Source organism: Nonomuraea basaltis, assembly GCF_005893125.1.
Taxonomy (GTDB): Bacteria; Actinomycetota; Actinomycetes; order Streptosporangiales; family Streptosporangiaceae; genus Nonomuraea; species Nonomuraea basaltis.
In genome coordinates, this window is sequence record NZ_VCJS01000175.1 from 1 (window position 1) to 26,639 (window position 26,639).

The window sequence follows — 26,639 nt, forward strand, 5'->3', positions numbered from 1 at the left end:
ACCAAGGCCTCCAGGCCGCACCGCTCGGCCAGCCGCATCGCCGGGGCCAGCCCGCCGTATGCGATCACGTGCTCGTCATCGAAGATCGCGTCGGTCTTGGCCGAGTCGTGGAAGAATTGCACTTACGGGGTGTCCTTCCGACTGGGCTGCTGGAAGCGTAGAGAACTCCCATCATCCCAGGTCAAAGGGCACCTCGCCCTATTTCACTGTTCTTCTGTCAGATTCTCAGCCGTGGATCCAGGCTAAGAACAAGGAGTGTCAGTGCGATTAAGTCTGCGATCAACGCTGTCAATGTTCGTCGCCGCGGCGATGGTGACCACCACGACGGCAGGCGCGGCCACGTCGGCCGAAGCCCGGATCGGCACGACGGAGGCGGTGGCCGAAGCCGCCGGGCCGGCCAAGGGAGCGGCGGCCCCGGTCTGGGGCGAGTGCCCGCCGGTGGAATCCGGCGTCCCGGGCGATCCTCGCCAGCAGTGCGCGACTCTGCGGGTGCCGCTGGACTACCGCGCCCCGCGCGGGCGGACCATCGAGATCACGATCTCCCGCATCGCGACCGCGCAGCCCGGGACGCGCTTCTCGAGGCAATATGGGGATCATGCCGAAGACTTCAGCGCGACTGCTGGCGTTGCTCTCGCTGCTTCGATGAGGCCGTTGGCGAGTACTGCTGCGGCAGCGCAGCCGAGGCCGATGCCCCAGCCGAGGGGACCGATCGGGCGGCAGCCGAAGAGCTGGCTGAGTCCCGGGACCGAGATGATCACACCAAGCGCGGCCAGCGATGACAGCGAGGCGAGGAGCACCAGACGGTCCCGCCCTCCCATCGTCAGGGTCTGCACGAGCTGTGCCCCCACCAGACCGATGAGCCCGACCGTGTCCGCGCGGCTGCGGGTGCCGCTCATCCGGGCCAGGAGCCACGCCAGGCCCGCTGCCGCGGCCGTGGTGGCCGCACGCAGGTAGATGTCCCGGGTCAACGCCGCTCCCAACGACGCCTCGGGACCTTCGGCGAGCAGCTTTTCGGGGCTGACGGCGCGCGGCGGTCGTACGGCTACGGCCAACGCGGGCAGCATGTCCGTGAGCAGGTTCACCAGCAGCAGCTGACGCGTGTTCAGCGCGCATCGACCCGTCAGCAGGCTGGAGCCAAGGGTGAAGGCGATCTCGCCGATGTTGCCGCCGAGCAGCATGCTCAGGGAGTCGCGGACGGACCCCCACATGGCCCTCCCCTCGACGACTGCTTCGATGATCGTTTCGATGCGGTCGTCGATCACGACGATGTCGGCGGCAGCCCTCGCGGCGGGCGTGGCCTGCGGTCCGAGCGCTACGCCCACGTCGGCGAGCCGGATCGCCGGGACGTCGTTGGCTCCGTCGCCGGTGACGGCCACGACCTTGCCCGCCCGCCGCAGTCCGGCGACGATCCGCGCCTTGTGTTCGGGCGTCATGCGTGCGAAGACCGCCGCGCTCGGCAGCGCCTCGACCAGGGCATCGTCGTCGAGACCGTCGATCTCGGGACCGGTCATGACCTTCAGGCCGTTCAACGCGTTGATCTCGGCCGCGATGGCCTCGGCCGTGCTCGGATGGTCACCGGTGATCATGATTACCCGGACGCCCGCCCGCATCAACCCCTCCACGCTGCGCTTGGCTGTCGCGCGCACGGGATCGGCCAGGCCGAGGAAGCCGAGGAAGCGCAGGCCATCGATCCGCGCCTCGTCCAGGTCGGCGCGGCTGGAGGCGGCCCGCTCCGCCACCGCGAGCACGCGGTATCCCTGCAGGGCAAGCCGGTCCACCTCCTCCTCCAGTTCGCCTCTGGCCTTGTCGTCCAGTGGGACGGTCTGCGTGCCGCGGGCCAGACTGACGCAGCGGGTGAGCACCACCTCGGGGGCGCCCTTGACGCTCAGCAGATGTCCCGACTCGGTCAGGCCGAGAACGGCGTGGTAACCCCGCCCGGGCTCGAACGGGAGCTCGTCGACCCGCTGCCAATCCTTCAGCCCATCCCCGGGAGTGACACCCAGCTTGGTGGCACCCTCCACGACGGCGCGGTCTGTCGGGTGGGTGAGAGCACGTCCGCCTTCGTACGGTGGGCATGCCCTGACAGCGGCGGCGACGATCGCCCTCAGCTCCGGCATCAACGCCTCAACCGCTTGCTCGATCCGGCCGTCGGAAACCTTGCCAAGGCTGATGCGGCCTTCGGTCAGGGTTCCTGTCTTGTCGAAGCAGAGCACGTCCACCCTGCCGAGGGCCTCGATCGTGGACGGGTTACGGACCAGCGCGTCACGGGCCGACAGCCGCTTGGCCGAGGCCAGCTCAGCGACGGTGGCGATGAACGGCAGTCCCTCGGGGACCGCCGCCACTGCCAGGCTCACCGCCGGACCGACCGCGGTGGCCAGCCGAGAGCCGCGCAGCAGCTCGGTGACCATGAGGATGAGCCCGGATCCGATGGCGAGCGGGAGGATCTGGCGGCTCAGCGCGCGCAGCCGCAGCTCCACTCCGCTCGCGGGCGGGCCCGATGCGGTCAACGCGGCGGTCCTGCCCGCTTCGGTCGCCTCTCCGGTGGCAACGACCACGGCGAGGCCTCTCCCGGCCGCGACCGAGGTGCCCTCGTACACCATGGACGTGCGTTCGGCGATCGCCTCCGACGCGGTCGGGGCGGCGGCTTTGGAAACGAGCTGGGACTCACCGGTGAGGGGGGACTCGTCCACTTCGAGGCCCACCGCTTTGATCAGCCTGCCGTCGGCCGGCACGGTATCGCCCGCGCGCAGTTCCACGACATCGCCACGCACCAGGTCGCCGGCGAGACCTGTCACGACGCCGTCGGGTCGGCGCACCCGAACCCGTACAGCGGTGATGTTGGTGAGGCGGTGCAAGGTCCGGTCGGCGGCCCACCGTTGGGCGCCGCCGAGCAGCCCGCCCACGCCGATCACGCCACTGATCAGCCCGGCATCCAGCACCGAGCCGACGGCGGCCGACACGCCCGCGCCCGCGGCGAGCACCGGGGTCAGCGGATTGATCAGTTCGCTGAGGCAAGCACGGGCGAACGACTGGTGCCCGGTGGGCGATGCGACCGACGCCGTCCTGCGGTCTCGGGCTTGCGCCTCGGTCAGCCCTTGGGGCGAGGTACGGAGCCTGGCCAGGACGTCGCCAGTGGACATCGCGTGCCAGGGTGTGGGATCGGCGGGCACAGGGGGCGCTTCCCTCCTGGCGCGTTGTCCCGTCCACTCTCCTGTGATGAGCGCGGCGACCGCTGTGCAGTTGGCCAGCAGGTGGGCCCGTTGCAGCGCGCCCCGCCCGGGGCCGATGGCCGCCAGCCCGGTCCCGATGGCCGCTCCCGTGGCGGCCACCCGCACACTGCGGCTGCTGGCCTTCCTGGCGTGCGGCAGGCAGCGCAGCAGCAGGTGGACACCGTCGAGCCCGCCGATCACGTCGGCGTCCCATGGGGCCCGCCGCCGCGGGCCGCCCAGGACGCCGATGCCCAGGTCGGCTTGGCTCAGCCCGCGCCGCGACCGCTGCGAGATCACCGCTACGCCGTGCCCCTCGGCCTGCAATGTCCGCACCGATGCCGCCAGTCGCGTCCCGCCTCCGACGACCCGGTCGACGCCGAGCCGCCGTGCCAGAGCGGTGTCTCCTCCGGCCAGCACCACCGCGCAGGCGTCTTTGGGCGCGGCCACCACTGCCTCGGCCAGGGGCTGGAGCTCCGGTGCCAGGCCGACCAGGGCGACGATGCTCCCGCCGCGGACGAGGGCGGCCGGGTGCACACCGTGCTCGCGCCACTGGGACACTTGCTCCGGCTCGGGTTGCGCCGTGAACGGTTCGACGCTCCACCCGCCGCGTTCGCGGCGCGCCCATGGGTCGGTGAGATCGAGGAGCGAATACAGCCTGGTGTGCACCTCGTCCACATCGGTACCGGGTTCGAGTAGCGCGACGCTGTGGACCGTCCACGCGCCCGTGGTCAGCACACCGGCGTCGAGGAGCACCGTGTCGATGCGATCCATCCGGTGCAGCGCATGGCGGTCGAGCACGACGGTGTCACGCCCCGCGAGGGCATGCAGGACAGCACTGACGAAGACGTCCCTGCCCAGCCGCGCGGCTTTGGGAGTCGTCGTGGTGAGCACGGAGAGCCCGCGCTGGTGATCACGGCCGATGGCCGCAGTGATCCCGTACGCGGCCAGTGCGCCGGGAGTCGCTGCGGCGGCGTACCTCTCGACGGGGCCAGGCGGCAACTTCACCGGACGCGGCGCCACCGACGTCCGGATATGGCGGTAGGCCCCCTCCTCGATGGCGAACTCCTGCTCGCGCAGCTCCCACGCCCGTCGGCCGGCGCATGAGCCGATGTACCGGCCTGCCGCCGCGACGGAGTCGACCAGCAGGGAGACGGGCCGCTGCGCGAGCGCCTGGGAGATGATCCGAGTCGAGGTCACCACCACGTCCGCCGCGGGCTGGCCGACGCGTTCCGCCAACTCGCGCCCTACCCATGGGGTGTGCTCGGCCAGCGCCAGTACGGCGGGCACCGTTGCCGGCAGCTTGGGGATGCGGGCAACCTGACCGACCAGCGCGACCGCGGTGCCGGCCAGGTGCAGACCAAGATTCACCGCAGCGCGCGCCTGCTGCTCCACGCCGTCGAAGGCCCGGCTTCCACCGTCCGAAGCCTCCGCGTCCTCGTCGAAGTCCTCCACGATCGCCACGAGCTTGTCCATATCGACCGTGTCCACGTCGCAGCCGACGAACACGAAGCCGAGCGCGCCGTTCACCTCCGCCCGGTCCACCCCCGCGCACAGTAGGCGCTCCTCGAGCGCGCGGGCGGTGTCCTCGCTGTCCGGCCCGCCGACCTTCCGCAACTCGATGCGCGCCCCGCCCGGGCACGTCCGTACCTGGCGCGGGCACGACAGGGCTCCCCGGACTGGTTGGGGGAGCATCTTGAGCAGCGTGCCAGCAGTGGAAAGTACGCCCGGCAACCGCATGTCATCCCCCGTCGAACAAACCTGTGCCAGTGAGCTGCCGGGCGTTCGGATCGCAGCCCGACACCTACGACTGCGGTCAGCGGCCGTGGCCGTCAGACGACCGAGCAGCAGGCCGGCTGACCCGGGCAGTGCACGTCGGCCGATTCATGTGAACCGCTTGGTGTAGCCCGCGGCCTACCGGCAGCGGCCGGACGAGCGCGTCGGGTGACGCCTATGCCCCACTGATCTGCAGAAACCTATCCAGCCTCAGCCGTTTCACACCCACCATCAGCCACTTGACGTCTTCTATGCCATCGACGACATGGCGGCGGACCACGAGCAGTGCACCCATCCCGAAAATCTTATGACTCTCCCCCGGGCCGGTGTACCCAGCGTCCTCAGCGCACCGGCGTGTCAACAGCAACGGAAAGCTGATCAACGGCGATGTTGATGCTGCAGGCCTTCGCTTCGAGAGTGCGGGAGTGCTGTGATGGTGGATCTTGGTTTTGTCGGCCCCAGCCGTCCGGCTCAGGATTACCGCTTCGTCAAGGTGACCGACGGCGACACCCCGACGATCGAGATGTCGATCCGGATGGTGTCGATCGACACCCCGGAAAGCGAGTTCGGCGGCAGCCCGCCCACCGCCCAGGCCACGCTCGACCGGACCAAGGAACTCCTGCAGGACGGCACCTACAACGCCCTGCCGGAGGACCTGCGCGACCACCTCATCGCACGTATCACCCCCCGACGCCGCCCAGCGGCACCTGAGCGCCGGCAAGCTGGCCGCCGAAGCGCACAAGACCATGGTGACCACCCGGCTGGCGCGACCGAACGGCTCCCAGCGCAAGCTAGCGGTGCTCGCACCGGAGAACTGGTGGAGAAAAACGGGAGGCTGCTCGCCTACACCGCCCCGTGGTTCTCCGGCACTCCCTCCGACCCGCTGCCGCCGCGTGACCACCCCGACCGGCGAACGTGGTCACCGTGCTGGACGTGGGCCATGACGCGGTCGTCGCGGAGGATGGTCTCCCCGACGTCGAAGGCGAAGGCCAGCACTAGCTGAGACTATGAGGGGTGGAGGAGGGAGCTACCCAGAGGCCGCATGGCCAGGCGGACGCTTGGGGTGCCTGACCGTGCGGCTGCACTCGGTCGTGCGGCCCAATGTGAAGGTAGCTCATAAACTTGTGCTGGACCTCATCGAGGTCGACGGACCCGCCTGTGCCGTGGATGTCCTGCTGCTCGATGTGGAACACGGTGTCCCGGTGCCAGAAGTCGGCTGCGGCGCTCGGCTCTTCCTCGGGGGCGCGGTCGAGCACCGCGATCAGCGCGCGGCGCCGGCCCTCGGGTGATGTGGGCGCGGACTCGCACGGCGCGCTCCAGCTCGGTCACGGACTCGCCAGATAACCTTCGATTTGCGCTTGTCAGCCCACCTGCATAAGCGCTGGATAGCGCAGCGCACCCACCAATGGCCCCCCGAAGATGCCGGGGGAGCCGATGGGGGTCCAACCCAGTCGAGCCAGGTCGGTGACAAAGGAAGACCGGTCAGGCTGAGGAGCGCCACCCGCAAGGACCTGCCGGCGAATGACGGGTCGGTCGACGGTCCATGTCGGCGTGATCAGCCGGACCACCTCCACCATGGCCTTGTCACGGCTCGTACGCCTCACCGTCGGGGCTGGCGATGACGACGGTGTATCCGTCGGGGTCCTTGATCCAGACCTCGCGGTGTCCCGGACCGTTGCCTTCGCCTTCGGGCGGGTTCCGATGAGGTGGTCGCACGATGGGGGCGGCGAGCTGCTCGGCGCGTCTCACGGCGTCGTCGAAGTCGGCGACGTCACCGAACCACAGCAGGACGCCGTTGCCGACCTCGCGGTCCGGGTCACCGATCCGCCCGTGGTGGTGTCCGACGTCGCGGTGATGGAGCTGCAGGACCAGAACCCCGTCGGCGAGCAGCCGTTCGTACTCTGGGCCGCCGTGGCCGCTCTGCAAGCCGAGGAGCCGCTGATACCAGCGGCTGGAGGCTTCGACGTCGCGTACTGCGATCATGGGTTGCGGCTGGGCGGGGCGGACCGGCACGACGATGCCCACCCGGTTGCCGGCGGGGTCGTCGATCTCGGCGAGCCAGCGTTCGCCGTTATCCAGGTGCGGCCGCTCCCGGACCGTACCGCCGCCGGCGACCACGCGGTTCAGCGTGGGGAAGAGGTCGTCGGCGCAGATCCACACCACCGGCCCGCCCGTGGTGGCCGGCGGCCGGTCGATCGTCCACTGGCCGATCATCCCGGGTGCTTCGAAGCTGCCGTGGGTGAGGTCGGCCGACCATCCGAAGACCGACTCATAGAAGGCCGCCGAGCGTGCGACGTCCACCGCAGGCAGTTGCAGGTACCCGATCTGGCCGTGCGGCGGGGGGTTGTCGTTCCGGTTCATGTAGGGCTCCTCTTGGCGATCGCGGCGGATTCGGGGGACGTTGTGCCGGCGATCAACAGTCGGCCGGCCGAGTCGGCGAACCAGCGTTCGTACTGTTGAAGGGTCCAGTCCCGCCGGCGAGTGAGCCGATCGAAAACCGCGGGATCCATGAGGATCCACACCGTGTCGATGGCCTCCTGCCTGCTGCACTCCTCACGCAGGAGTGCCCTGCGGGTCAGCTGGTCGATGATCCATTCAGCGGTGGTGGCCCGCTGAGCGGTCATCTGCTCGGCCAGCTCGGCGAGCTCGGGGTCGGTGGACGCCGCTTCGAACACCGCCAGGACCAGGCCCGCTGATCGCTGCTGGGCCGGCCCCAACACGCTCGCCACGAGGACGAGGAACTCTTCGACGGTGCTCGCCTTGACCGCCGCTTCGGTCCAGCCCCGATCGAGAACAGGCACAGGCTCGTCGTCACCGGCGATGGCGACGTCGATCGCCGCTTTGAGCAGCCGCCCCTTTGTGCCGAACAGCAACTCCACTGTCGGCACCGACACGCCCGCGCGGCCGGCGATCATGCGCATGGGGGAGCCGGCGAACCCGCGCTCGAGGAACATCACCCTGGCGGCGTCAAGGACACGCCTACGCGTGAGCCGAGCCTGCGCCTCGCGCCGGCTCGACCGGTAAGCACGAGTCTCACGCCGCCCGTCGGAACCCACGTGCTGCAGTATTGGCTATGGTCGTCCCACAGTCAATGTATGGCGGTCTCCAGGAGCCCTGCAAACCGGGGGTTCCTCTTTTTCAAGGTCGTTTGAGGCGCGTGAGGGCCGTCCCGATAACGTCGTTTGCGGGACAGTCCAGCAAGGCGCGGAACACCCGGCTGGTCGGCCAGGGGGCGCCAGGATCGAGTAACAGCTAGTCGAGTGGTCGGGCGCTCTTCCATCGCTCGATGAAGTCGATCCCTTTCTCGGTGATCTCGTACCACTGCGCGACCGACAGATCGAGGGCGAAGATTCCTTCGGTCCTGACCTTGTAGTCCTGCATGGTTTCGTGTCTTCTCAGCAGGCCATCCTTGATCAGATAAGAGACCATGAGGCCCATGTAGGCGGGCAGGACGAATTCCGTCTGGAGCGGCTTCCTGGCAACAGCATCAAGGATGCGGAGCTCCAGTTCCCCGTAGCGTCCGTTGACCACGGCGAGATTCGCCTTGTACTGCATGAGCGCCTTGCGATCGATCTGACCTGGCCGGCTGCCCTTGCGGCCGTGACAGTTCCTGCACAGGACGATCATGTTGGCGAACTCGTGCTTCTTGACCTTCGCCCAGTCGTCGATGTGCTCGAACTCCAGCGGTTCTGCAGCACGGCAGGTCGGGATGGCGCACCGGTGACCGGCCTCGACCAGCAGGTCACGCTTCAGTTGGGCGGAGATCGGGGGACGCCCTTGTGGCATGCGGGCACCTTGGGAGGGAGTGAGGGGGCGTCAGTCTCCTGCGCTGGTAGCCGTCCCCTCCATGATGGCGGGCCGCCCGACCAACTGACCCGCCGAAGCCCCCTCCCAGCCCCGGTCCAGCCAGCCTTCCACCGATCCACGTGCACCACTCACAGCAGATTCCGTGCCGTCAACCAGGCGTTCCATGCCTCCACGATGTCGTCGGCCAACTCGATGACGTCGTACTTCTGACCCCCCGAGGTCACATACCACTGGTGTTCCGCGATGACAGGGGAACCCAGGAAGACCGAGACGCTCTGGTTGCTGATCCTGGTGCTGTCATCGCCGGTCTTGCTGGTCCCGGCCCTCAGCTTGCGGTGCTTGACGCCATTGCAGAGGTCGGCGGCCAAGCGAAGAACCGGGATACTCCGCTGCGGGTTGGTGAAGAGCGCCTCCACGTCGCCGTTGGGCGGTATGCGCGGATCGTCGTCGTTCTTCAGCCAGTCCTTGAGGTGGTAGGCGTCTTGGAAGAAGTGGAACAGACGGTCGCGAGCTTCGTCAGACCCTCCGCTCATGGCTCCCGAGGCGGCCTCCACGAGGCGGACGTGGCTGCGCAGCATCCGCTGATACTGGTCCCGCCAGCCCTCACCGAGCGGCCCGAGGCGGGGTTCGTAACCTTCGACGATCTCGCCGGTGCCGCAGAGCAGCACGTACGCGGACCTCACCTCCGATTCGGCGGGATCCGCGCCAACCGGAACAACGCGCAGGTTCGCGCCGGCAAGAGTTCGTGCCGCAACGTCTGCCGCTTCCCAGCTCGGCTCGGCGGGCGTCAGGTACAGACGGACCCTGCCCTGCTGAACGAACAGACACGCACCACCGGGCTGGGGATCCGTGGCGGGCTCATCATCGTTTTCCCGGACGGTGAACCCGACATGCGCGAGCGCCTTTTCGGCCTTGTCCCGTATCTGCTGCACGTCCACGCTGACGCTCCTGCGAGTCGAAGGGGTGAGGTACAGGAGACGCGCGATGCCGATGTCTGGCCCACCCCACCCGCTTTCCTCTATCGCAGATAGTGAGCCCTTATCCGGTCGAAACTCGCGGGTGCCAGTTCAGGAGAACACCTCCGCGACCTGGAGCAACCGCGAACGCTAGCGGCCCTAGCCCTGCCATCGCGAAGGGTAGCTCGGGATCCAGAGCTACTGGGTTGCGCAGATTACGTAGGTGCGGACGAACCAGTCTCTGCCGTTTCCATCACTTCCGTCCCACTCTTCGGCTGCGAAGGCTACGAACGTGTCGGTTCCCGGGATGAGGTCCTCGATGCCGGTCTCGCCCGCCCCGCCGGCGATGTCGAAGCCGCCGCTCAAGGCCCGCTTGCCGGGACAGTGGGCGTAGGTGCCCGTGTCGTCGGAGCCGGTGGAGCTGTCGCGGGAGATGATCTCCAGCCCGGCGGGGCGGTCCTGGGCGCAGATGGCGTAGGCCCGGATCTTCCAGTCGGCGGCCAAGCCGGTGTCGTCCTCGAGCCCACGTACCGTGACGCTGGTGGCCGTCGGGATTATCTCGTCGATGACCACCTCGCCGAGGGCGCCCGTGAGCTCGGCTCCACTGCCGATCACGTCGTAGCCGCTGGGGCAGTTGACGGTCACGGACTTGTTGTTGCTGGAGTTGACGCTCTCCCTGGAACTGGTCACCACGGCGCCGTGCGGGTTGGCGCAGTAGGCCCACACCCGGATGCGCCAGTCGTCCTGAGTGCCGCTGTTGTCGTTGTTGTACCGCGAGCCGTATTCGTAGGCGTGCGCGCTGACGCTGTTCAGGCTCGGTACCACCTCGTCGAGGACGACCTTGCCCCGCGCGCCGTCGAGGTCGGCTCCCACGCCGACCACCCGCTTGTTGCCGGGACAGGTGACGCTGAGCCCCTTGTTGTCCGAGTTGCTGACGCCGGTGACGGAGACGAACTCCAAGTCGGGGACGTCGGCCGAAGACGGGCTCGCCAGCACCGTCATGAAGGCGGTGGCCAGCATCGCGATGAGGGTCATGGCGATGGCTCGCCGGGACATGGTCGTGGTGTGCGCTGGTGGGATCTTCAAGGAAACCCTTCTGAAAGGGTGGGGGCGTGAGTTTCTTCCCGCTCTTCGGGGAGAACGCTCCCTCATCTCCGCACCATCGCGCGGGGCCACATGCGGGTCTGTGCCCTATTGCACGGTGTGACGCGGTCCTTGTCCCTGGCGCGTTCGAGTCAGGGCGTCGACCCCCCGACACCTGCAATCCCGTAACAACCGGGCTGGCGCCTACGAGGCGGCCGGAAACCGAGCGTAGATCATCCTGTGACCAGGCTGCGCAAGCCAATCTATCGGCGCGCGGGTAGCCATCGCTCGGGAGCGCGGTCTCCCATGCTGGTGCTCTCTCAACTTGCTGGTGAGGTCGGCGCGCTTACCGCTTTCGCGAAGGTGCTGCAGGTCCGGGATGTGGTTGTACAGCGTGCCCGGGCTGACACCGAGCAGTTTGGCGATCGAGGTGATCGAGTTCTCCGGGTTGGGCAGCATGTCGCGGGCCGCGCGCAGCAACTCGGGGGTGATGACGGTGGGCCGGCCGCCGGTGCGGCCGCGGGCACGCGCGGCGGCCAGGCCGTCGCGTGTGCCCGCGACGATGAGCTCACGGATGAACTCGGCCAGCGCGACGCACCCGACCGGCGCCGAGCCTCGCGCTGCTCCACGCCGCTCGACGGCGACACCGTCAGCAACTACCTCTCCCGCGTCCGCCAGTATCTTCTCTGGCTCGACCAGGCCGCGCTCGACGGCGACCCCCTGTCCGAGCCGACCGCCCGCGACTGGGCCTCCCGCGACTACCGCGCCCACATGAAGGTGGCGAAAGGGACAGGCGCTGACCTGCAGCCCGTCATCTTGATGTGCACGGTTTGGACTACAGCCGTTCAGATTCCTGCTGGACGCCGGCGTCGTCGACGAGATCACCCTGCTCGTCTGCCCGGTGTCACGCGGCAAGGGAACGCGCATTTTCGAGGATCGGCAAGACCTGAAACTGATCGAGGCCACCCCGTTCGAAAACGGCGTGGTACTTCTGCGCTACGAGATCGAGAAATAAGCGGAAGTCCGCACTTTCGAAGCATCGGACGCCGGCGATGCTGCTCGTTTTGGGCATCGACCGGGCGTCCGCTTCCGTCGTGACCCCGACGTGGGTGAAGCTGATCCACTTCGAGACGACTCTGCCGAGCGCGGTCGAGGAACTGCTCCAGCGGTGGGAGGAGCGTCAGCACGCCTGAACACCGCAGGCATCCGAGCTGGTAAAGATCGTTGACCGAATGATCTGAGTTCGTGTTCTCAGTGCGAGTGGGCGGCGCGTACCCGCTCCCACATCACGGAGCGGGTATCCGTTCCTCCACACTCCGAGGGCCGTCCCGGGCGGGGAGACAACGCTGCAGGCGCTGGTCGCCGAGGCGAAAGCGGACGCCAAGGCCTACAAGGCCCGCCGCCCAGGTTCTCATCGTCGACGACAACAGCACGGACGGGACCGGCCGGGATCGCCGACCGGCTCGCATCCTCCTGAGCCGGCTGCTGCACGCGGCCACATCCGGCTCACCCAGGGCACCACGATTCGACCCTCGCGATCATCTACCTCTCCGAGGTCCAGAAAGACCTTCCCAACAGGGCTGAGGCGTCAGGCCGGCGCTTCCCCTGACGGCGGGCGATGGGGACGTCCTCGGTGAGGCTCCGGACCAGCAGGGTCTCGACGCCGAGCAGCATGGCCCTCGCCGTGTCCCTGCACAGGAACGCGGTGTCGACGATGAGGCTGAGCTGACCGGTGTCGGGGGCGGTGCCCAGGGTGAAGAACACCTTGAACCGGACACCGGGCCAGGCGTTCGTGACGTACGTACGGGTCTTCTCGGTGAGCGGGGCCAGGTTATCGCCGGGTGCGAGGCGGGGCAGGTTCGGCCAGGTTCCGTCGGCCCGCCTGTCGTTGAAGAAGGCGTCCAGGTCCGGTTCCCTGCCCCGGACGCGGCCGATCTCCTCGCGCATGGCCTGCATGTCGAAGGGGTCGTAATGGGCGTTGTGATAGGCCACGAGGGCGCTGCGGTGCGCGGCGACGCACGTGTCGGCGAAGCCGGTGGCGGGCAGGTCGAGCACGAGCAGGCCGTCCTGGCCCACGGTGCCGACCAGCGGACGGGTGCGAGGATCGCGCCGGTTGCTGTGGACGAGCTGCATGACCGCCCTCGGCCGGCCGCTCACCACGGCCAGTACGGTGGCGCAGGCGGCGATGACCACACTCGTCGTGCTGATCGTCAACCGCTCGGCCAGCCGCACGGCCGCCGCCGCGAGCGCCACCGACTCCATGCCGACCTCAATGAACCGCGGCTCCTCCGCCTCCCCAGGTGGAAGGTCGAACACCTCCAGCGGGACCTCTTCGAGCACCGAGCGCCAGTAACGGATCGACCGCTGCGAGCGCGCCAGGAACGGCTCCTCGCGCTCCAGTGCCGCCTGGTCCATCGGCTGCCACGCGGGCGGCGGCAGGTCGTCGCCTCGGAGCAGCGCCCGCCACTCGGTGGAGAGCAGGCTCAGCGCGTGGTAGTCCACCGCCAGGTGGGAGAAGGCGAACGCCAGGGCCCTCGGACTGCCGTCGCGGAGTACGATGGCGCAGCGCAGCGGCAGGTCCTCGCCGTGTGCGAAGACCGTCCTGGCCAGTTCGCCGGCGATCCGCTCGGCAGTGCCCAACGGCCCCTCCTGGCCTGTCTCCAGCAGCTCCACGCTCAGCTCACCGTTGCGCGCCACCCGCTGCACCGGCCCGTCCGGGGTGTCGGCGAAGGTGGTGCGCAGGCTCTCGTGGCGTTCGAGCATCCCGCGCAGCGCGCCCAGCACGGTGGTGAGGTCGCGCTTTCCGTGGACCGGCAGCACCCACGGGCAGTTGAGAAAGGACTGGCTGGGCCCCATCAGGTGGACGGCCCGCCACATCAGCCGCTGTCCCCAGGTCAGCGCCGCCTCGCCGCCCCGCGTCCCGCTGAACGCCACCGAGGCGTTCCCGGTCATCGTGAGTCCAACAGGCCCGAGAGGTGGGCGGCGAGGGCGTCGACGTGCTCGAAGGCGGACAGGTCGCCGCCGAGATCGACGTCTACCCCGAAGGCGTCCTCGATCGCGTCGACGAGCCGGATCCACGCCAGCGAGGTCAGGCCCAGCGCCGGCAGCGAGTGATCGCCCGCGAGCGCCTCCTCGGCACTGATCTCGCCGCCGGACACGTCGGCGACCATGTCCGCGAGCATCCGCTCCAGGTCCCTCGGCGCCGGCGTCACCGCGCACCCCCGTCGGCGTCCTGGCGCAGCCGTACACTGCGGGACCGCATGTCCCTCCAGATCTCGTCGATGTGGTCCAGGCACTCCTGCCGGCCGCCGGTGAAGCCCGTGGCCCGCCAGCCGTCAGGGGGCCGCCGGTCGAGGGGCAGCAGCGAGTACTGGTTCTCGTCGTTGACGACCACCTGGTGTCGTTCGGTCATGTCATTCCTCCGTGGGTCGCAGGGCTCGTACGCCGACCAGGTCGTCGGCGACGGCGTCGGGCACCTCGTGGTCGAAGCGGGCCAGCGCTGGGACACGCATGGCGACCAGCGTGATCGCCACGATGACGAGGCCGAAGAGCACGTACATGAAGCCGATGCCGCGGCCGGGGCCGGTGCCGATGAGCGCACCGACCGTGGCGGCCAGCGCGCCGCCGTCCAGCAGCAGCGGGTCGAGCAGCGAGGCGGCGTACGGGGCGACGAGCCCGAAGCCGATCGGCAGCGTCGACCAGGCGATGAGCGTGTTCATCGCGAACACCCGGCCGTGGAACCGCTGCGGCACCTTGACCTGCACGATCGTGGTGTAGATCCCGTTCAGCAGCGTGACCCAGGCGGTGATGCCGCACACGCCGACGGCGATCACGGTCAGGTCGGCGCGCAGGCCGGTGATGAGGCAGAAGCAGCCCAGGACGAGGCTGCACAGCAGCACCCCACGCAGCCGCAGGCGGCGCGGGCCGCCCCAGATGATCATGACGAGCGCGCCCGCGAACGTCCCGACCCCGGCCAGGAAGGAGATCCTGCCGACGTCGGCGAGTTCGGCGAAGGCGAGCACCAGCGGCGAGAACATCAGCAGCAGCGGCGCGAGGAACACGTTCAGCACGACGAAGAACAGCAACATGCCGACGAACCCGCGATGCCCGAGCGAGTACCGCAGCCCGCCCAGGATCTCGTCCTTGATCGACTCCCGGCGCCGCCAGGGCATGGTGGCCGGGAACCGCACCAGCAGCAGGACGACGATCGCGACCGCGTAGCTGGCGACGTCGAGGAGGAGGATGCCGCCGAGCCCGATGGTGGCCATCAGGCCGACGGCGAAGATGGGCACCAGGAGCTGGGCGGTGCCGGTGCCGAGCTGGGTGATGCCGACGGCGTGCCCGAGATAGTGCTTGGGCACGAGCTGCGGCACGGCGGAGAAGTATGCGAGCCGCTGGAACGTGAGCGCGACCGACAGGCAGCCCAGCAGCGGATAGATCATCCCCTCGGACAGGTTCCCGGTCCACAGCAGCACGCCGAACGCGAGCTGGATCGCGAACGCCGCGCCGTCACCGGCCAGCATCACCCGACGCCGGCTCGTCCTGTCGATGATCGCCCCGGCGACCGGCGCGGTCAGCAGCCCCGGCACCAGTCCCACGACCGCCATCAGGGCGAACTTCGCCACCGACCCGGTCGTGATGTAGATCCACAGGGGTACGGCGAACTCGGTCAGCGCCGACCCCGTGACGGACACGAGCTGGCTCATCGCGACGGCGAGGAAGCGCGGAATACCGGGCTGCGCCCCGGCGGGAGCGGGCAGCGTGTCGGAGTGGGACACGTCGTGCAGCCACCAGGTGCCGTCAGGGCGGCGGGCGGGTGGCTCGGCCAGGTCGCGGTGGACGGTGGTGACGATCTCGGCCAGCTCTTCCGCCCGGTATTTCAGGAAGAAGTGTCCCGCCTGCGCGAGCACGATCACGGCCGATGTCGAGGTCAGGAAATGCCATTCGCGGAAGCGTTCCTGGTAGTAGTCCGTCGCCGGGTCCTCGGTGCCCACCACGCAGATCACGGGAGCGCGCAGCCGGTCTGTGCCCGACTCGAACAGGCGGGTGTAGTACTCCTCGGCCTCCCGCGAGTCGCGGCGCATGTTCCGTACGATGCGGCGCGCCTGCGCGGGATCGAGGTCGCCCATGTCCACGCCCTGCGAGATCAGCCAGTTGACGTAGCGCTGGTCGCTGCGGAGCCGCTCGGCCTCGGCGAACCTGGCGATCCGCGACATCACGGCGCCGCGCGGCCGGGCGAAAGGGAAGATGCCACCGATGTAGACGCCGGCGAGGTCCCTTCCCGCGGCCTCCAACCGGCGGGCGATCTCCACGGTCAGGGCCGAGCCGACGCCGCAGTGGCCGTACAGGGCGATCGGGCCCTCGACCTTCTCCAGGATCTCGCGCACGCATCCGGCGGCGAGCTCGTCGAACGGCAGTCTGTCCTCGGCGACGCCCACGTCGTGGCCGGGGATCGCCACCGACCACAGCGCGTGCCCGTCCGGCAGGGCGTCGGCGAGCGGCTGGTAGACGACGGCGCTGCCGCCGCCGTACGGGACGCACACGTAGCTCAGGACCGGCGTCATGCTGCGGGCGGCGGTCAGCCGGTGCAGCAGCGAACGGGGCCCGCGCCGGTCCGCCGGGGTGTCAGCGAGTGCGGCCAGCTCGCGGATGGTGCGATGTTTGAACACGTCCATGACGCTGACCTCGGCGCCGGTCTGCTGGCGCAGCCGGGCCACCACCTGGGTCGCGAGCAGGGAATGCCCGCCGAGGTCGAAGAAGTCGTCGTCGACGCCGACCGCCTCGACGCCGAGCAGCTCGCCCCAGATCGCGGCCAACGCCCGTTCTGTGGGCGTGTCCGGTGCGATGAGCTCGACCGCGGCGTCCCGGGTGGCGACGGGTGCGGGGAGCCGGCGGCGGTCCAGCTTGCCGTTGGGGCTCAGCGGCAGGGCGGCGAGGGTGACGTAGCTCGCGGGCACCATGTAGTCGGGGAGCGTCTTCTTCAGCTCGGCCCGCAGAGCGGCATGGTCGAGCACCCGTTCCACGCCGTCGGCGGGCGGGGCCTGCTCGTCGCCCGGCGTGACGTAGGCGACCAGGCGGTCCTCGCGGACGATCACGGCCGCGTCCCTGACAGCGTGCAGGGCGCGCAGGGCCGCTTCGATCTCGCCGGGTTCGATGCGCAGGCCGCGCAGCTTGACCTGGCTGTCCAGTCGACCGAGGAACTCCAGGGCGCCGTCGGGGCGGCGTCTGGCAAGGTCGCCGGTGCGGTAGAGCCGCGATCCCGGCGGGCCGAACGGGTCCGGCACGAATCGCTCGGCGGTGAGCGCGGGACGGTTCAGGTAGCCCCTGGCCAGGCCCGCGCCGCCGATGAACAACTCGCCCGGCACGCCGATCGGCACCGGGGACATGGCGGCGTCCAGGACGTACAGGGTGGTGTTGGCGATGGGGGTGCCGATCGGGACGCGGGCCACCGAGGTGAGCGTGCCGGGGAGGCAGTGCCAGGCGGACACGTCCACGGCCGCCTCGGTGGGGCCGTACAGGTTGTGGAGTTCGGCGGCGGGGAGCGTCACGACGCAGCGGCGGGCCAGGTCGGCGGGTAACTCCTCACCTGAGCAGATCACCCGGCGCAGCGAGCCGCAGCCCGCGGCGCCGTCCTCGGCGAGGAACACGGCCAGCATCGACGGGACGAAATGGGCGGTGGTCACGCCTTCGGTGACGATCAGTTTGCGCAGGTACGCGGTGTCCTTGTGGCCGCCCGGCGTCGCGAGCACCAGCCTCGCGCCGTGGCGCAGCGGCCAGAACAGCTCCCACACCGACACGTCGAAGCTCAGCGGCGTCTTCTGCGCCACGACGTCCGCGTCGTCCAGCCGGAACCGTTCCTGCATCCAGGCGAGCCGGTTGGCGATGCCGCCGTGGGTGTTCGGCACGCCCTTGGGCCGCCCGGTGGAGCCGGAGGTGTAGATCACATAGGCGACGTCGTCGGGGCGCACGTCGGGCCGCACGTCGGGCAGCGGGCCGGGGGCGCCGGTCCAGGCGTCCGGGTCGTCCAGGTCGAGGGTGATCGCGGTGGTGTGCGGCAGCGCCGGGCGGATCCTGCTCTGGGTGAGCAACGCGACCGGTGCGGCGTCTGCCAGCATGAACGCCACCCGGTCCGGAGGATAGTCGGGGTCGATCGGCAGGTACGCCGCACCCGCCTTGAGCACGCCGAGCAGGCCGGGCAGCAGTTCCAGCGAGCGCTCGGCGCACACAGCGACCACCGACCCGGGGCCCACGCCGAGACCGCGCAGCGTGTGCGCGACCCGGTCCGCCGCCGCGTCCAGCTCGCCGTACGACAGTGAACGCCCTTCGAAGCGCACCGCGACCGCGTCGGGCGTACGCGCCGCCTGCGCCTCAACGGGGCCGTGCAGCGTGGCCTCGCCGGGGAAGTCGGCGGCGGTGTCGTTCCATTCGTCCACGACCAGGCGGCGTTCGTCCTCGCTGAGCAGGTCGATCCGCGTCAGCCGCGAGTCCGGCCGGGCGACGACCTGTTCCAGCAGCGTGCGCAGGTGACCGGCCAGGCGCTCGATGGTGTCCGGCTCGAACAGGTCGGTGTTGTAGATGAACATCCCGCCCGAGTCGTCGCCGACGTAGAGCTCCAGGTCGTACCGGGTCGCCCAGGCGTCCACGGGGAAGTCGGCCATGGTCAGCCCGGCGGGCGGGTCGATGGCCTCGTTCCGGTAGTTCTGCATCGCGAGCATGACGCCGAACAGCGGCGACCGGGACACGTCGCGCGGCAGGTCCAGCTCCGAGACGAGCTGCTCGAACGGCAGTTCCTGGTGGGCGAAGGCGTCCAGGGTGACGTTCCGCACCCGGTCGAGCAGCTCCGCGAACGTCGGATCGCCCGTCAGGTCCACCCGCATGGTCAGCATGTTCACGAAGCACCCGATCACGCCGTCCAACTCCGGAACCTGGCGGCCGGCCACCGGCGATCCCACGGCGACGTCGGAGGCGCCCGCGTACCGGCCGAGCAGCGCGGCGAGCGCGGCCAGCATGACCATGTAGGGCGTGGCCCGGTGCTCGCGGCCGAGCCGCGCCAGCCCGGCGGCCACCTCTGGATTCAGCGAAAACATGTGCGCGGCGCCGGTGTAGGTGCGTTCCGGCGGGCGGGGCCGGTCGGTCGGCAGGTCCAGCGGTTCCAGACCGGCCAGCCGGTCCCGCCAGAAGTCCAGGTCGCGCCGGGAGGGTTCCAGGCCGCGCTGCCAGGCCGCGTAGTCGCCGTACCCCACCTGCGGGTATGGCGGCGTGACGCCGTCGTAGCGGGCGAAGACCTCGCGCATCAGCACGTCGGCCGACCAGCCGTCGGCGGCGATGTGGTGCACCGCGACCACCAGTACGTGATCCTCGTCGCCCAGCCGGAGCAGCAGCGCCCGCGCCACCGGCCCCGCCGCCAGGTCGAACGGCACCGCCAGGAACTGCTCCACCAGCGCCTTGGCGGCGGCCTCGCCCGGCGCGTCGCGTACGGTGAGCGGTAGCGTGGCGTCGTGGGCGAGCACCACGCGCGGCCGTCCGTCCTCGGTGCCGGGGAAGCGCATGCGCAGCGCGTCGTGCCCGGCCACCACGGCGTCGAGCGCGGCGGCCAGCGCGCCGGCGTCCAGCGGGCCGCGTAACCGCAACCTGATCGGGATGGTGAGCTGGGCGGTGCCCGGCGTGAACTGTTCCAGGAACCACAGCCGCTCCTGCGCGTGCGACAGCGGCGGCGGCTCCCCGCCGGGCCGCGCGGGAATCGTACGCTGCGGCACCGCGGCCGCTCCGCGCCGCAGCCGCTGCGCCAGCAACGCCTGCTTGGTCGCCGACAGGGCCTCCGAGTCGGTCACCTGCCCACCTCCAGGTCCAGCAGGCCGGCCGCCTCCGCGTCGGAGAGCGTGGACAGGTGCTCTATCAGCAGCTTCTCGACCGCGGTCGCGAGCCCGGCGACGGTCGGGTGGTCGAACACCGTGCGGATCGGCACCTCCGTGTCGAGCGCGTTGCGCAGCAGGGCCGCGACCCGAGTCGCCAGCAAGGAATGCCCGCCAAGGGCGAAGAAGTCGTCGTCGACGCCGACCGCCTCGACGCTCAGCAGCTCGCCCCAGACCCCGGCCACCAGCGCCTCGGCGTCCGTGCGCGGCGGCACGAACTCCGCGGCGGGGGCGGGTCCCGGCGCGGGCAGGGCCGCCGCGTCGACCTTGCCGGTGATCGTGAGCGGCAGCGCCGCCAACCTCACCCAGGCCGTGGGCACCAGGTGGGCCGGCAGAGCCGCGGCCAGGTGCAGGCGCAGTTCGTCCGGCTCGGCCGGTCCGACCACGTACGCGGTCAGCCGTTCCCCGTCCGCCGTCACCACCGCCTGATGGACACCCGGATGGGTCAGCAGGGCGGCCTCCACCTCACCCGGCTCCACCCGGAAGCCGCGTACCTTCACCTGGGCGTCGAAGCGGCCCAGGAACTCCAGGGTTCCGTCCGGCCGCCGCCTTACCCGGTCGCCCGTCCGATACAGTCTGGATCCTGGTGGGCCGTACGGGTCGGGGACGAACCGGTCGGCCGTCAGCGCTGGGCGTCCCAGGTAGCCCCGCGCCAGCCCTTCGCCGCCCAGGCACAGCTCGCCGGGGAAGCCCGGCGGCACCGGTTCGCCGTACCGGCCGAGGACGTACGCCGCCGTGCCGCCGATCGGCCTGCCGATGGGCGGGCGGCGACCGGTGTCCGCCTCGCCGAGATCGGCCGCCGTGGCGATGACGGTGGCCTCCGTCGGCCCGTACGTGTTGACCAGCCGCACCCGGTCGCCGAACCAGTCCCGCCACCTGGCCACCGCCGCCGCGTGCACCTGCTCCCCGCCGAGTATCACCAGCCGCAGCGACTCCGGCCAGGTCACGTCGTCGAGCGCCTCGGTGAGCCGGTGCCAGTAAGCGGTGGGCAGATCCAGCACGGTGACCCGCCGACCGGCCGCGGTACGCAGCACGTCCGGCAGCGCCGCGGCACCGTCGGGCAGCAGCAGCACGCCCGCACCCGCCGTCAGCGCCGGGTACAGCTCCTCGGCATGGGCGTCGAAGCTGAGCGACGCGAACTGCACGACCCGGTCGTCCGGCCCGATGCCGTACGCCTCCCGCATCCAGCGCACCCGCCCGGCCAGGCTGCCATGCTCGACCAGCACACCCTTGGGCCTGCCCGTCGATCCGGACGTGTAGATCACGTACGCCGGGTCGCCGGGCTCGACCGGGTCCCAGCCGCCGAGCTGCCCGTGGCCGCCGTGCCCGGACTCGGCGGCGGTCACGAGCACGACCGTTTCCCGCGGCAGTCTCCGCGCGAGCCCGGCATCGGTCACCACCAGGCGTGCGGCACTGTCCGTGATCAGGAAGGCGAGCCGTTCGTCGGGATAGTCCGGATCGAGCGGCAGGTACGCGCCACCGGCCCGCCACACGGCCAGCAACGCCACGACCGCCTCGGCCGATCGTCCCAGGCACACACCCACCACGCACCCGTCGGTGACGCCGCGCCGCCGCAGGGCCGCCGCGAGCCGCGCCACCCTGGCATCGAGCTGCGCGTAGCTCATCTGCTCGTCACCCCACAGCAGCGCCGTGGCATCAGGAGTGGCGGCGACCGCCCGTTCGATGAGCGCGGGCACCGTCTCCGCGTCGCCGCGACGGTCATCCACGTCATCCCGCGCCAAGACGGCTGTGCCGGAGCCCGTCAGGACGCCCACGTCGGAGCCCGTCAGGACGGCGGCGTCGGCGTCCGTGAGCATCGGCAGCCGCGAGATCGGGGTGCCGGGGGCGTCCGCGATGCCCCGCAGAAGGACCTGCAACCGCGCCGCCAGCCCCTCGACGGTGGCCGCGCGATACAGGGTGGCGTCGTAGCCGAACACGGCGAGCAGGCCCTGCTCGTTGCGCCAGGTCTCCAGGGCCAGGTCGAACTTGGCCTGGCGATACCCGCCGTCGAACAGCTCCACCCCCAGGTCTCCGACCCGCTCGGGCGGGGTCCCGTCACCGGCCTGACTGTGCAGGATGATCATGGTTGCCAGCAGCGGATTGTGGCGGATGTCGCGCGGCACGCCCAGCCCACCGATGAGCCGTTCGAACGGCACGGTTCGGTGGGCGTGTGCGTCGAGCAGGGTACGGCGGGTCGCGCCGAGCAGGTCGGAGAAGGCCGCGTCCCCCGTGAGATCGCCGCGCAGGACCAGCGTGTCGGTGAGGTATCCGATGACCGGTTCCAGCTCCACCCGGTCCCGGGTCGCCCACGGCGTGCCTACCAGGATGTCGTCCTGCCCCGTGTGCCGGCCCAGCAACACCTGGTAGGCGGCGACCAGCACCATGAACAGGGACGCGTTGTGCTCCTGCGCCAGCCGTTCCAGCCCTGCCACCACCTCCGCGGGCACCCGGAACGGGTGGAAGGCGCCCTCGGGCCGCTCCCCACCGGGCAGGTCGGCAGGCAGTTCCAGCATGGGCGGGTCGGCGAGTTGCCTGCGCCAGTACGCCAGCGACTCCTCGGCGGCCTCGCCGGAGTCCTGCTCCCGCTGCCACAGCGCGATGTCGCCGTACTGCACCCGAAGCGGCGCGAGATCCGGCTCCTCGTCCTCCACCCGGGCCAGGTAGAGAGCGAATAGGTCGTCGAACAGGATCCCGAGCGACGACCCGTCCGCGATGATGTGGTGCAGCACGAAGCACAGCACGTGGTCGCCAGGCCCGAGCCTGAGCAGGCTGATTCGCAGCGGCGGCGCCCCCGCGAGGTCGAACGGCGCGTTGGTACGGTCGGCGACCAGCCGCCGGGCCTCCTCCTCCGCGCCGGCCGAACCCTCCAGGTCAAGGTGTTCGACGGAAACGGGGCCGGGCGGATGAATGACCGTGATCGGCTCGCCGTCGACGTCGGCGAACGACGTGCGCAGGCTCTCGTGCCGGGCCACCACCGCGTCCAGCGCCTCGCCGAGCGCACCGGTGTCCAACTCGCCACGCAGCCGCAACACGAGGTACATGTTGTACGAGGCGTCGCCCGGATCGAACCGCTGCAGGAACCACAGGCGCTCCTGCGCGAACGACAACGGCGGGTCGACCCCCTCCGGTCGGGGCGGCACCTCCATCGGCAAGCCGTCCCCTTCGTCCGCCGTGGCCTGCTTCTCACGTAGCCGGACGATCTCCGCGACGACGCCGCCGATGGTGGGATCTTCGAAGAAGGCGTCCAGCGACACGTCCACACCGACGCTCTCCCAAATCCGAGCCGTGATCTGCGTGATGGTGAGCGAGTGCCCGCCGAGGTCGAACAGGTCGTCATCGGCACCGACGTCGTCCAGTGCCAGCACCTCACACCAAATCCGCCGCACCTCCTCGACCAGCACCGCGCCGCCGTCCGAGCCGGAGCCGGCGACAACGCTGTCCGACGACCCCGCCGCCGATTCGGCAGGCTCGGGGAGCGCCGCGCGGTCCAGCTTGCCGATGGGGTTCAGCGGAAGGGCGTCCAGCACGACGTAGGCGCTCGGCGTCGTGGCCGGCGGCAGGGTCCTGGCCAGGTGGGCGGCCAGCGTTCCGGCATCGGGGGTGGCCGCGCCGGGCGCGGGGACGATGTACGCGATCAGGCGGTGATCGTCCGTGTCCCCGCCGCGGACGATCACCGCCGTCTCGCCGACTTGGGGGTGCTCCAGCAACCGCGTCTCGATCTCGCCGAGCTCAACCCGGTGGCCCAGCAGCTTGACCTGCCCGTCCTGGCGGCCGAGGAACTCGATCTCGCCGTCGGCACGGTAGCGGGCCTGGTCGCCGGTGCGGTACAGCCGCGCTCCGGGAGGGCCGTAAGGGTCGGGAACGAACCGTTCGGCCGTACGCCCCGGCCTGCCCCGGTAGCCCCGCGCCACCCCGGCTCCGCCGATGCACAGTTCGCCGACGACGCCCGGAGGCACCGGACGCATCGACGCGTCGAGCAGGTAGATCCGGGTGTTGGCGAGGGGACGGCCGATCGTGATCGGCACACCGGGTTCGCCCGGCTCGCCGAACGTGCTCCAGATGGTCGTCTCGGTCGGACCGTACACGTTGATGACGCGATCGCAGCGGGCGCATAACTCCTCCGCGAGCCGGGGCGGCAGCGCCTCTCCCCCGGTCAGCGCGGTCACTCCGGCCAGGCCGCCGGGCAGCAGCAGCCGCCACACCGACGGGGTGGCCTGTACGTGCGTGACACCCTGCTCCGCGACCAGCCGGGCCAGCGCCTCCGGCCTCCGCACCGCGCCGTGGGGTGCGACGACGACCCGGCCACCGACGATCAGCGGCAGGTACAGCTCAAGGGCGCTAATGTCGAACGCGGGCGAGGTGAGCGCGAGCCAGGTGTCACCGGACCCGGCGCCGAGCCGGTCACGCATGGCGAGCAGCAGGTTGGCCAGGCTTCGGTGATCGACCTCGACCCCCTTCGGCCGCCCCGTCGAACCCGAGGTGTAGATCACGTAGGCGATCTCCCCGGGCGACGGCGGCCGCGCCGGCTCCTCCGGCACCGGGCCGGAGCCCGGTTCCTCGTCCACCAAGAGCACAGGTCCCGGTAGCCCGACCGGCGCGGCGGTCTCGCACAGCAGCAGCCCGGGCCGGGCGTCGGCCACGATCATGGCGAGCCGTTCCGCGGGGTGGTCAGGATCGAGCGGCAGGTAGGCGGCCCCTGCTTTGTGCACGGCGAGCAGGCAGACCAGCAGCAGGTCGGAACGCCGCAGGTGCACGGCGACCAGGTCCCCGGGCCCGGCACCGGCCTGCCGCACCCTGCGGGCCAGCCGCTCGGCCGCGGCGTCCAGCTCCGCATAGGTGAGCGAGCGCCCCTCGAACGTGACGGCGCACGCGTCAGGACGGGCCCGCACCTGCTCGGCGAACAGACCGGGCAACGTCTCCCCCGCGGGATACGCGACCGCGGTGTCGTTCCACTCAATGAGCATCCGCCGCAACTCCGCCGCGGGCATGACGTCCAGGTCGGCCAGGCGGACATCGGGGTCCTCGGCGGCGTGACGCAGCAGGGCGCGCAGGCCCTCGGCGAACCGGGCCGCGACGTCCCGGTCCACGGCCGCCGGGTCGTACCGCACGCACAGCGCGAGCCCGTCAGCACCGTCCACGACCTGCAGATGCAGCGGGTTCCGCGCGCCACCGCCGAACATCATGCGGTCCACGGTGACGTACAGGCCGGGGAAGACCGGATCGGCCTCCCGCCTGCGGTAACTGATCGACACGGGTACGCCGGCGCCACGCGGCGCCATACCCAGCGCCCGTCCGGGCGGCACCTCCCGGAACCTGTACACCTCACGCAGCTCGCCACGCAGATCCCGCACGAACTCGCGGAATGCCTGACCAGGCTCGGGACGCGAGAACACGGGCAGCTCGCTGACGTACGGACCGACATGGTCACGCGTCCCGGGACCGCGCGTGGTCACGTCGATCGCGACCGCCACGTTCTCCGTGCCGTACCTGAACAGCAGCGCGTGCACCCCGGCGAGCAGCACCTCGAAGGTCGACGCGCCGGTCGCCCCGGCCACCTTCGCGGCGTCGCGGCTCAGCTCGTGATCGAGCCCGGCGTCGATCTGCTCACCCGGCCCGTACCGTCTGCCGGTGCGCCGCTGACCCGGCAGCACGATCTCGGCGGGCTCCGCCCAGCGTCCGGCCCAGAACTCCCGCGCAGCGGTCAGGACGCCCGGCCCCGGCTCGTGTCCGCCGAACGACAGCGGCTCCACCGCCCCGCGTGAACCGGCCCCGCGTGAACCGGCCCCGCGCGAACCGGCCCCGCGTGAACCGGCCCCGCGTGAACCGGCCCCGCGTGAACCGGCCCCGCGTGAACCGGCCCCGCGTGAACCGGCTCCGTAGAACCGGGCGAGGTCACGTACCAGGATGTCCTTGGACATGCCATCGAAGACGAGATGGTGGGCGACGAACAGCAGCAGATGCCGCCCCGGCCCCGCGGGCGCGATCGTGAACCTGGCCAGCGGCCCCTTCTCCAGGTCGAACCCGCGGGTGACCTCCTCCCTGATCAGCCGTTCGAGGGTGTCGGGCGAAGGATCGGGCACGCTGGCGAGCGTCACGGACGGCTCGGCGGCGGGTACCACGCGAAGCCCGTCGCCGCTCTCCGCGAAGGCGGTGGCGAGCACCGGATGCCGCGCGATCACATCGGCGCACGCGGCGAGCAGCGCGGCCACGTCGAGCTCGCCGTCGAACCGCAGGGCGAGCGGCATGTGGTACGTCAGCCCCGCGCCCATGCGTTCGCCGATCCACATGCTCTGCTGAGTGAACGAAGCCTGAGTGCTTTCCTGGCGGTGCGTCATGTGCGTTCTTTCTGTGCGTTCACACTTTCTGTGTGTTTACGTGGAGCCGTCCGCCGGTCGCTCGAGCAGGTCACGGAGCCGCGACTTCATCACCTTGCCGAGGTGGTTCTTCGGCAGTTCGGCTACGAACAGCAACCGGCTCGGCAGCTCGTGCCTGGCGAGCCGGTCCATCAGGAACATCCGCAGGTCGGCGGCGGTGACCGGGGACCGGGTGACGACGGCGGCCGCGATGACCCGGTCGAGCACCGGGTGGCGAACGCCGACCACAGCGGCCTCGGCGACCGACGGATGTTCGTACAGCGCGGCCTCCACCTGGAGCGTGGACACCTTATGCGCGCCGGACTTGATGACGTCGCTCTCGCGGTCGACGAGGTAGAGGTAGCCGTCCCGGTCGAGGTAGCCGACGTCGCCCATGCGCACCCAGCCGTCGCGGAAGATGTCGTCGGTCAGCCGCCGGTCCCGGTAGTACGCACGGGTCCCGGCGGGCGAGCGCAGCCATACCTCGCCCTGCTCCCCGACTGCCTCTTATACACATCTCCGAGCCCACGAGACCCTAAGACAACG

Annotated in this window: 16 protein-coding genes; 3 read left to right on the forward strand and 13 right to left on the reverse strand. The window is 70.4% G+C overall.

Features of this window, described 5'->3' with window-relative positions; all coding sequences use genetic code 11:
* Positions 1–593 precede the first annotated feature (593 nt).
* Positions 594–4,901 carry a cation-translocating P-type ATPase gene (locus EJK15_RS49915; protein ID WP_240777722.1) on the reverse strand — a complete coding sequence of 1,436 codons (4,308 nt, stop codon included), beginning with the start codon at positions 4,899–4,901 and terminating at the stop codon, positions 594–596.
* 514 nt (positions 4,902–5,415) lie between these two features.
* Between EJK15_RS49915 and EJK15_RS49920 the strand changes: the two genes are divergently transcribed.
* Both EJK15_RS49920 and EJK15_RS49925 read left to right on the forward strand, forming a co-directional pair.
* Positions 5,416–5,985 carry a hypothetical protein gene (locus EJK15_RS49920; RefSeq protein WP_138717502.1) on the forward strand — a complete coding sequence of 190 codons (570 nt, stop codon included), beginning with the start codon at positions 5,416–5,418 and terminating at the stop codon, positions 5,983–5,985.
* Positions 5,986–6,055: 70 nt separating this feature from the next.
* On the forward strand, positions 6,056–6,271 hold the full coding sequence (locus EJK15_RS49925) for a hypothetical protein (protein WP_138717503.1): 216 nt from the start codon (positions 6,056–6,058) through the stop codon (positions 6,269–6,271).
* A 295-nt stretch (positions 6,272–6,566) separates the two neighbouring features.
* Here EJK15_RS49925 and EJK15_RS49930 read toward each other — a convergent pair whose 3' ends face one another.
* The 6 genes from EJK15_RS49930 to EJK15_RS76720 all read right to left on the reverse strand — a co-directional run bounded on the left by EJK15_RS49930 (position 6,567) and on the right by EJK15_RS76720 (position 11,599).
* The gene (locus tag EJK15_RS49930; protein WP_138717504.1) at positions 6,567–7,343 is read right to left on the reverse strand and encodes a VOC family protein; all 777 of its coding nucleotides are present in this window, start codon (positions 7,341–7,343) and stop codon (positions 6,567–6,569) included.
* A complete protein-coding gene (locus tag EJK15_RS49935) occupies positions 7,340–8,038 on the reverse strand; it encodes a TetR/AcrR family transcriptional regulator (protein WP_276615510.1) in 699 nt (232 codons plus the stop codon). Before EJK15_RS49935 ends, EJK15_RS49930 begins: the two co-directional genes overlap by 4 nt.
* Positions 8,039–8,234: 196 nt before the next feature.
* Complete coding sequence (locus EJK15_RS49940) at positions 8,235–8,768, reverse strand: HNH endonuclease (protein ID WP_138717506.1); 534 nt, start codon at positions 8,766–8,768, stop codon at positions 8,235–8,237.
* Positions 8,769–8,917: 149 nt separating this feature from the next.
* Positions 8,918–9,727 carry a hypothetical protein gene (locus tag EJK15_RS49945; protein ID WP_138717507.1) on the reverse strand — a complete coding sequence of 270 codons (810 nt, stop codon included), beginning with the start codon at positions 9,725–9,727 and terminating at the stop codon, positions 8,918–8,920.
* A gap of 216 nt (positions 9,728–9,943) precedes the next feature.
* Positions 9,944–10,831 (reverse strand): hypothetical protein, encoded by an 888-nt coding sequence (locus EJK15_RS49950; RefSeq protein ID WP_138717508.1) that lies wholly within the window; start codon positions 10,829–10,831, stop codon positions 9,944–9,946.
* A 201-nt stretch (positions 10,832–11,032) separates the two neighbouring features.
* Complete coding sequence (locus EJK15_RS76720) at positions 11,033–11,599, reverse strand: serine integrase family protein (protein ID WP_276615511.1); 567 nt, start codon at positions 11,597–11,599, stop codon at positions 11,033–11,035.
* A gap of 281 nt (positions 11,600–11,880) precedes the next feature.
* Between EJK15_RS76720 and EJK15_RS49965 the strand changes: the two genes are divergently transcribed.
* Positions 11,881–12,021, forward strand: a complete 141-nt coding sequence (locus EJK15_RS49965; protein ID WP_206061598.1) for a hypothetical protein — start codon at positions 11,881–11,883, stop codon at positions 12,019–12,021.
* A 349-nt stretch (positions 12,022–12,370) separates the two neighbouring features.
* Here the strand turns inward: EJK15_RS49965 and EJK15_RS49970 are convergent, their stop codons facing one another.
* From EJK15_RS49970 to EJK15_RS76725, 6 genes are read right to left on the reverse strand one after another with little or no spacing between them, the layout of a single operon-like run.
* Positions 12,371–13,780, reverse strand: coding sequence for a condensation domain-containing protein (locus tag EJK15_RS49970; protein WP_138717509.1), 1,410 nt, complete (start codon positions 13,778–13,780; stop codon positions 12,371–12,373).
* The gene (locus EJK15_RS49975) at positions 13,777–14,040 is read right to left on the reverse strand and encodes an acyl carrier protein (protein WP_138717510.1); all 264 of its coding nucleotides are present in this window, start codon (positions 14,038–14,040) and stop codon (positions 13,777–13,779) included. The genes EJK15_RS49970 and EJK15_RS49975 overlap by 4 nt, the downstream gene beginning before the upstream one ends.
* Positions 14,037–14,240 carry an MbtH family protein gene (locus EJK15_RS49980; protein WP_138717511.1) on the reverse strand — a complete coding sequence of 68 codons (204 nt, stop codon included), beginning with the start codon at positions 14,238–14,240 and terminating at the stop codon, positions 14,037–14,039. Before EJK15_RS49980 ends, EJK15_RS49975 begins: the two co-directional genes overlap by 4 nt.
* A 1-nt stretch (position 14,241) precedes the next feature.
* Positions 14,242–19,659: a non-ribosomal peptide synthetase/MFS transporter gene (locus EJK15_RS49985; protein WP_138717512.1), complete on the reverse strand. Its 5,418-nt coding sequence runs from the start codon at positions 19,657–19,659 to the stop codon at positions 14,242–14,244.
* Positions 19,656–26,075 carry a non-ribosomal peptide synthetase gene (locus EJK15_RS49990; RefSeq protein WP_138717513.1) on the reverse strand — a complete coding sequence of 2,140 codons (6,420 nt, stop codon included), beginning with the start codon at positions 26,073–26,075 and terminating at the stop codon, positions 19,656–19,658. Before EJK15_RS49990 ends, EJK15_RS49985 begins: the two co-directional genes overlap by 4 nt.
* A 36-nt stretch (positions 26,076–26,111) precedes the next feature.
* Positions 26,112–26,489 (reverse strand): AMP-binding enzyme, encoded by a 378-nt coding sequence (locus EJK15_RS76725; RefSeq protein ID WP_338089932.1) that lies wholly within the window; start codon positions 26,487–26,489, stop codon positions 26,112–26,114.
* Positions 26,490–26,639 lie beyond the last annotated feature (150 nt).

Bases quoted from the DNA above. Each gene is read 5' to 3' on its own strand.
- EJK15_RS49915 (WP_240777722.1), bottom strand. From the start codon at position 4,901: ATGCTCCCCCAACCAGTCCGGGGAGCCCTGTCGTGCCCGCGCCAGGTA.
- EJK15_RS49920 (WP_138717502.1), top strand. From the start codon at position 5,416: ATGGTGGATCTTGGTTTTGTCGGCCCCAGCCGTCCGGCTCAGGATTAC.
- EJK15_RS49930 (WP_138717504.1), bottom strand. From the start codon at position 7,343: ATGAACCGGAACGACAACCCCCCGCCGCACGGCCAGATCGGGTACCTG.
- EJK15_RS49940 (WP_138717506.1), bottom strand. From the start codon at position 8,768: ATGCCACAAGGGCGTCCCCCGATCTCCGCCCAACTGAAGCGTGACCTG.
- EJK15_RS49965 (WP_206061598.1), top strand. From the start codon at position 11,881: ATGCTGCTCGTTTTGGGCATCGACCGGGCGTCCGCTTCCGTCGTGACC.
- EJK15_RS49970 (WP_138717509.1), bottom strand. From the start codon at position 13,780: ATGACCGGGAACGCCTCGGTGGCGTTCAGCGGGACGCGGGGCGGCGAG.
- EJK15_RS49980 (WP_138717511.1), bottom strand. From the start codon at position 14,240: ATGACCGAACGACACCAGGTGGTCGTCAACGACGAGAACCAGTACTCG.
- EJK15_RS49990 (WP_138717513.1), bottom strand. From the start codon at position 26,075: ATGACGCACCGCCAGGAAAGCACTCAGGCTTCGTTCACTCAGCAGAGC.
- EJK15_RS76725 (WP_338089932.1), bottom strand. From the start codon at position 26,489: ATGGGCGACGTCGGCTACCTCGACCGGGACGGCTACCTCTACCTCGTC.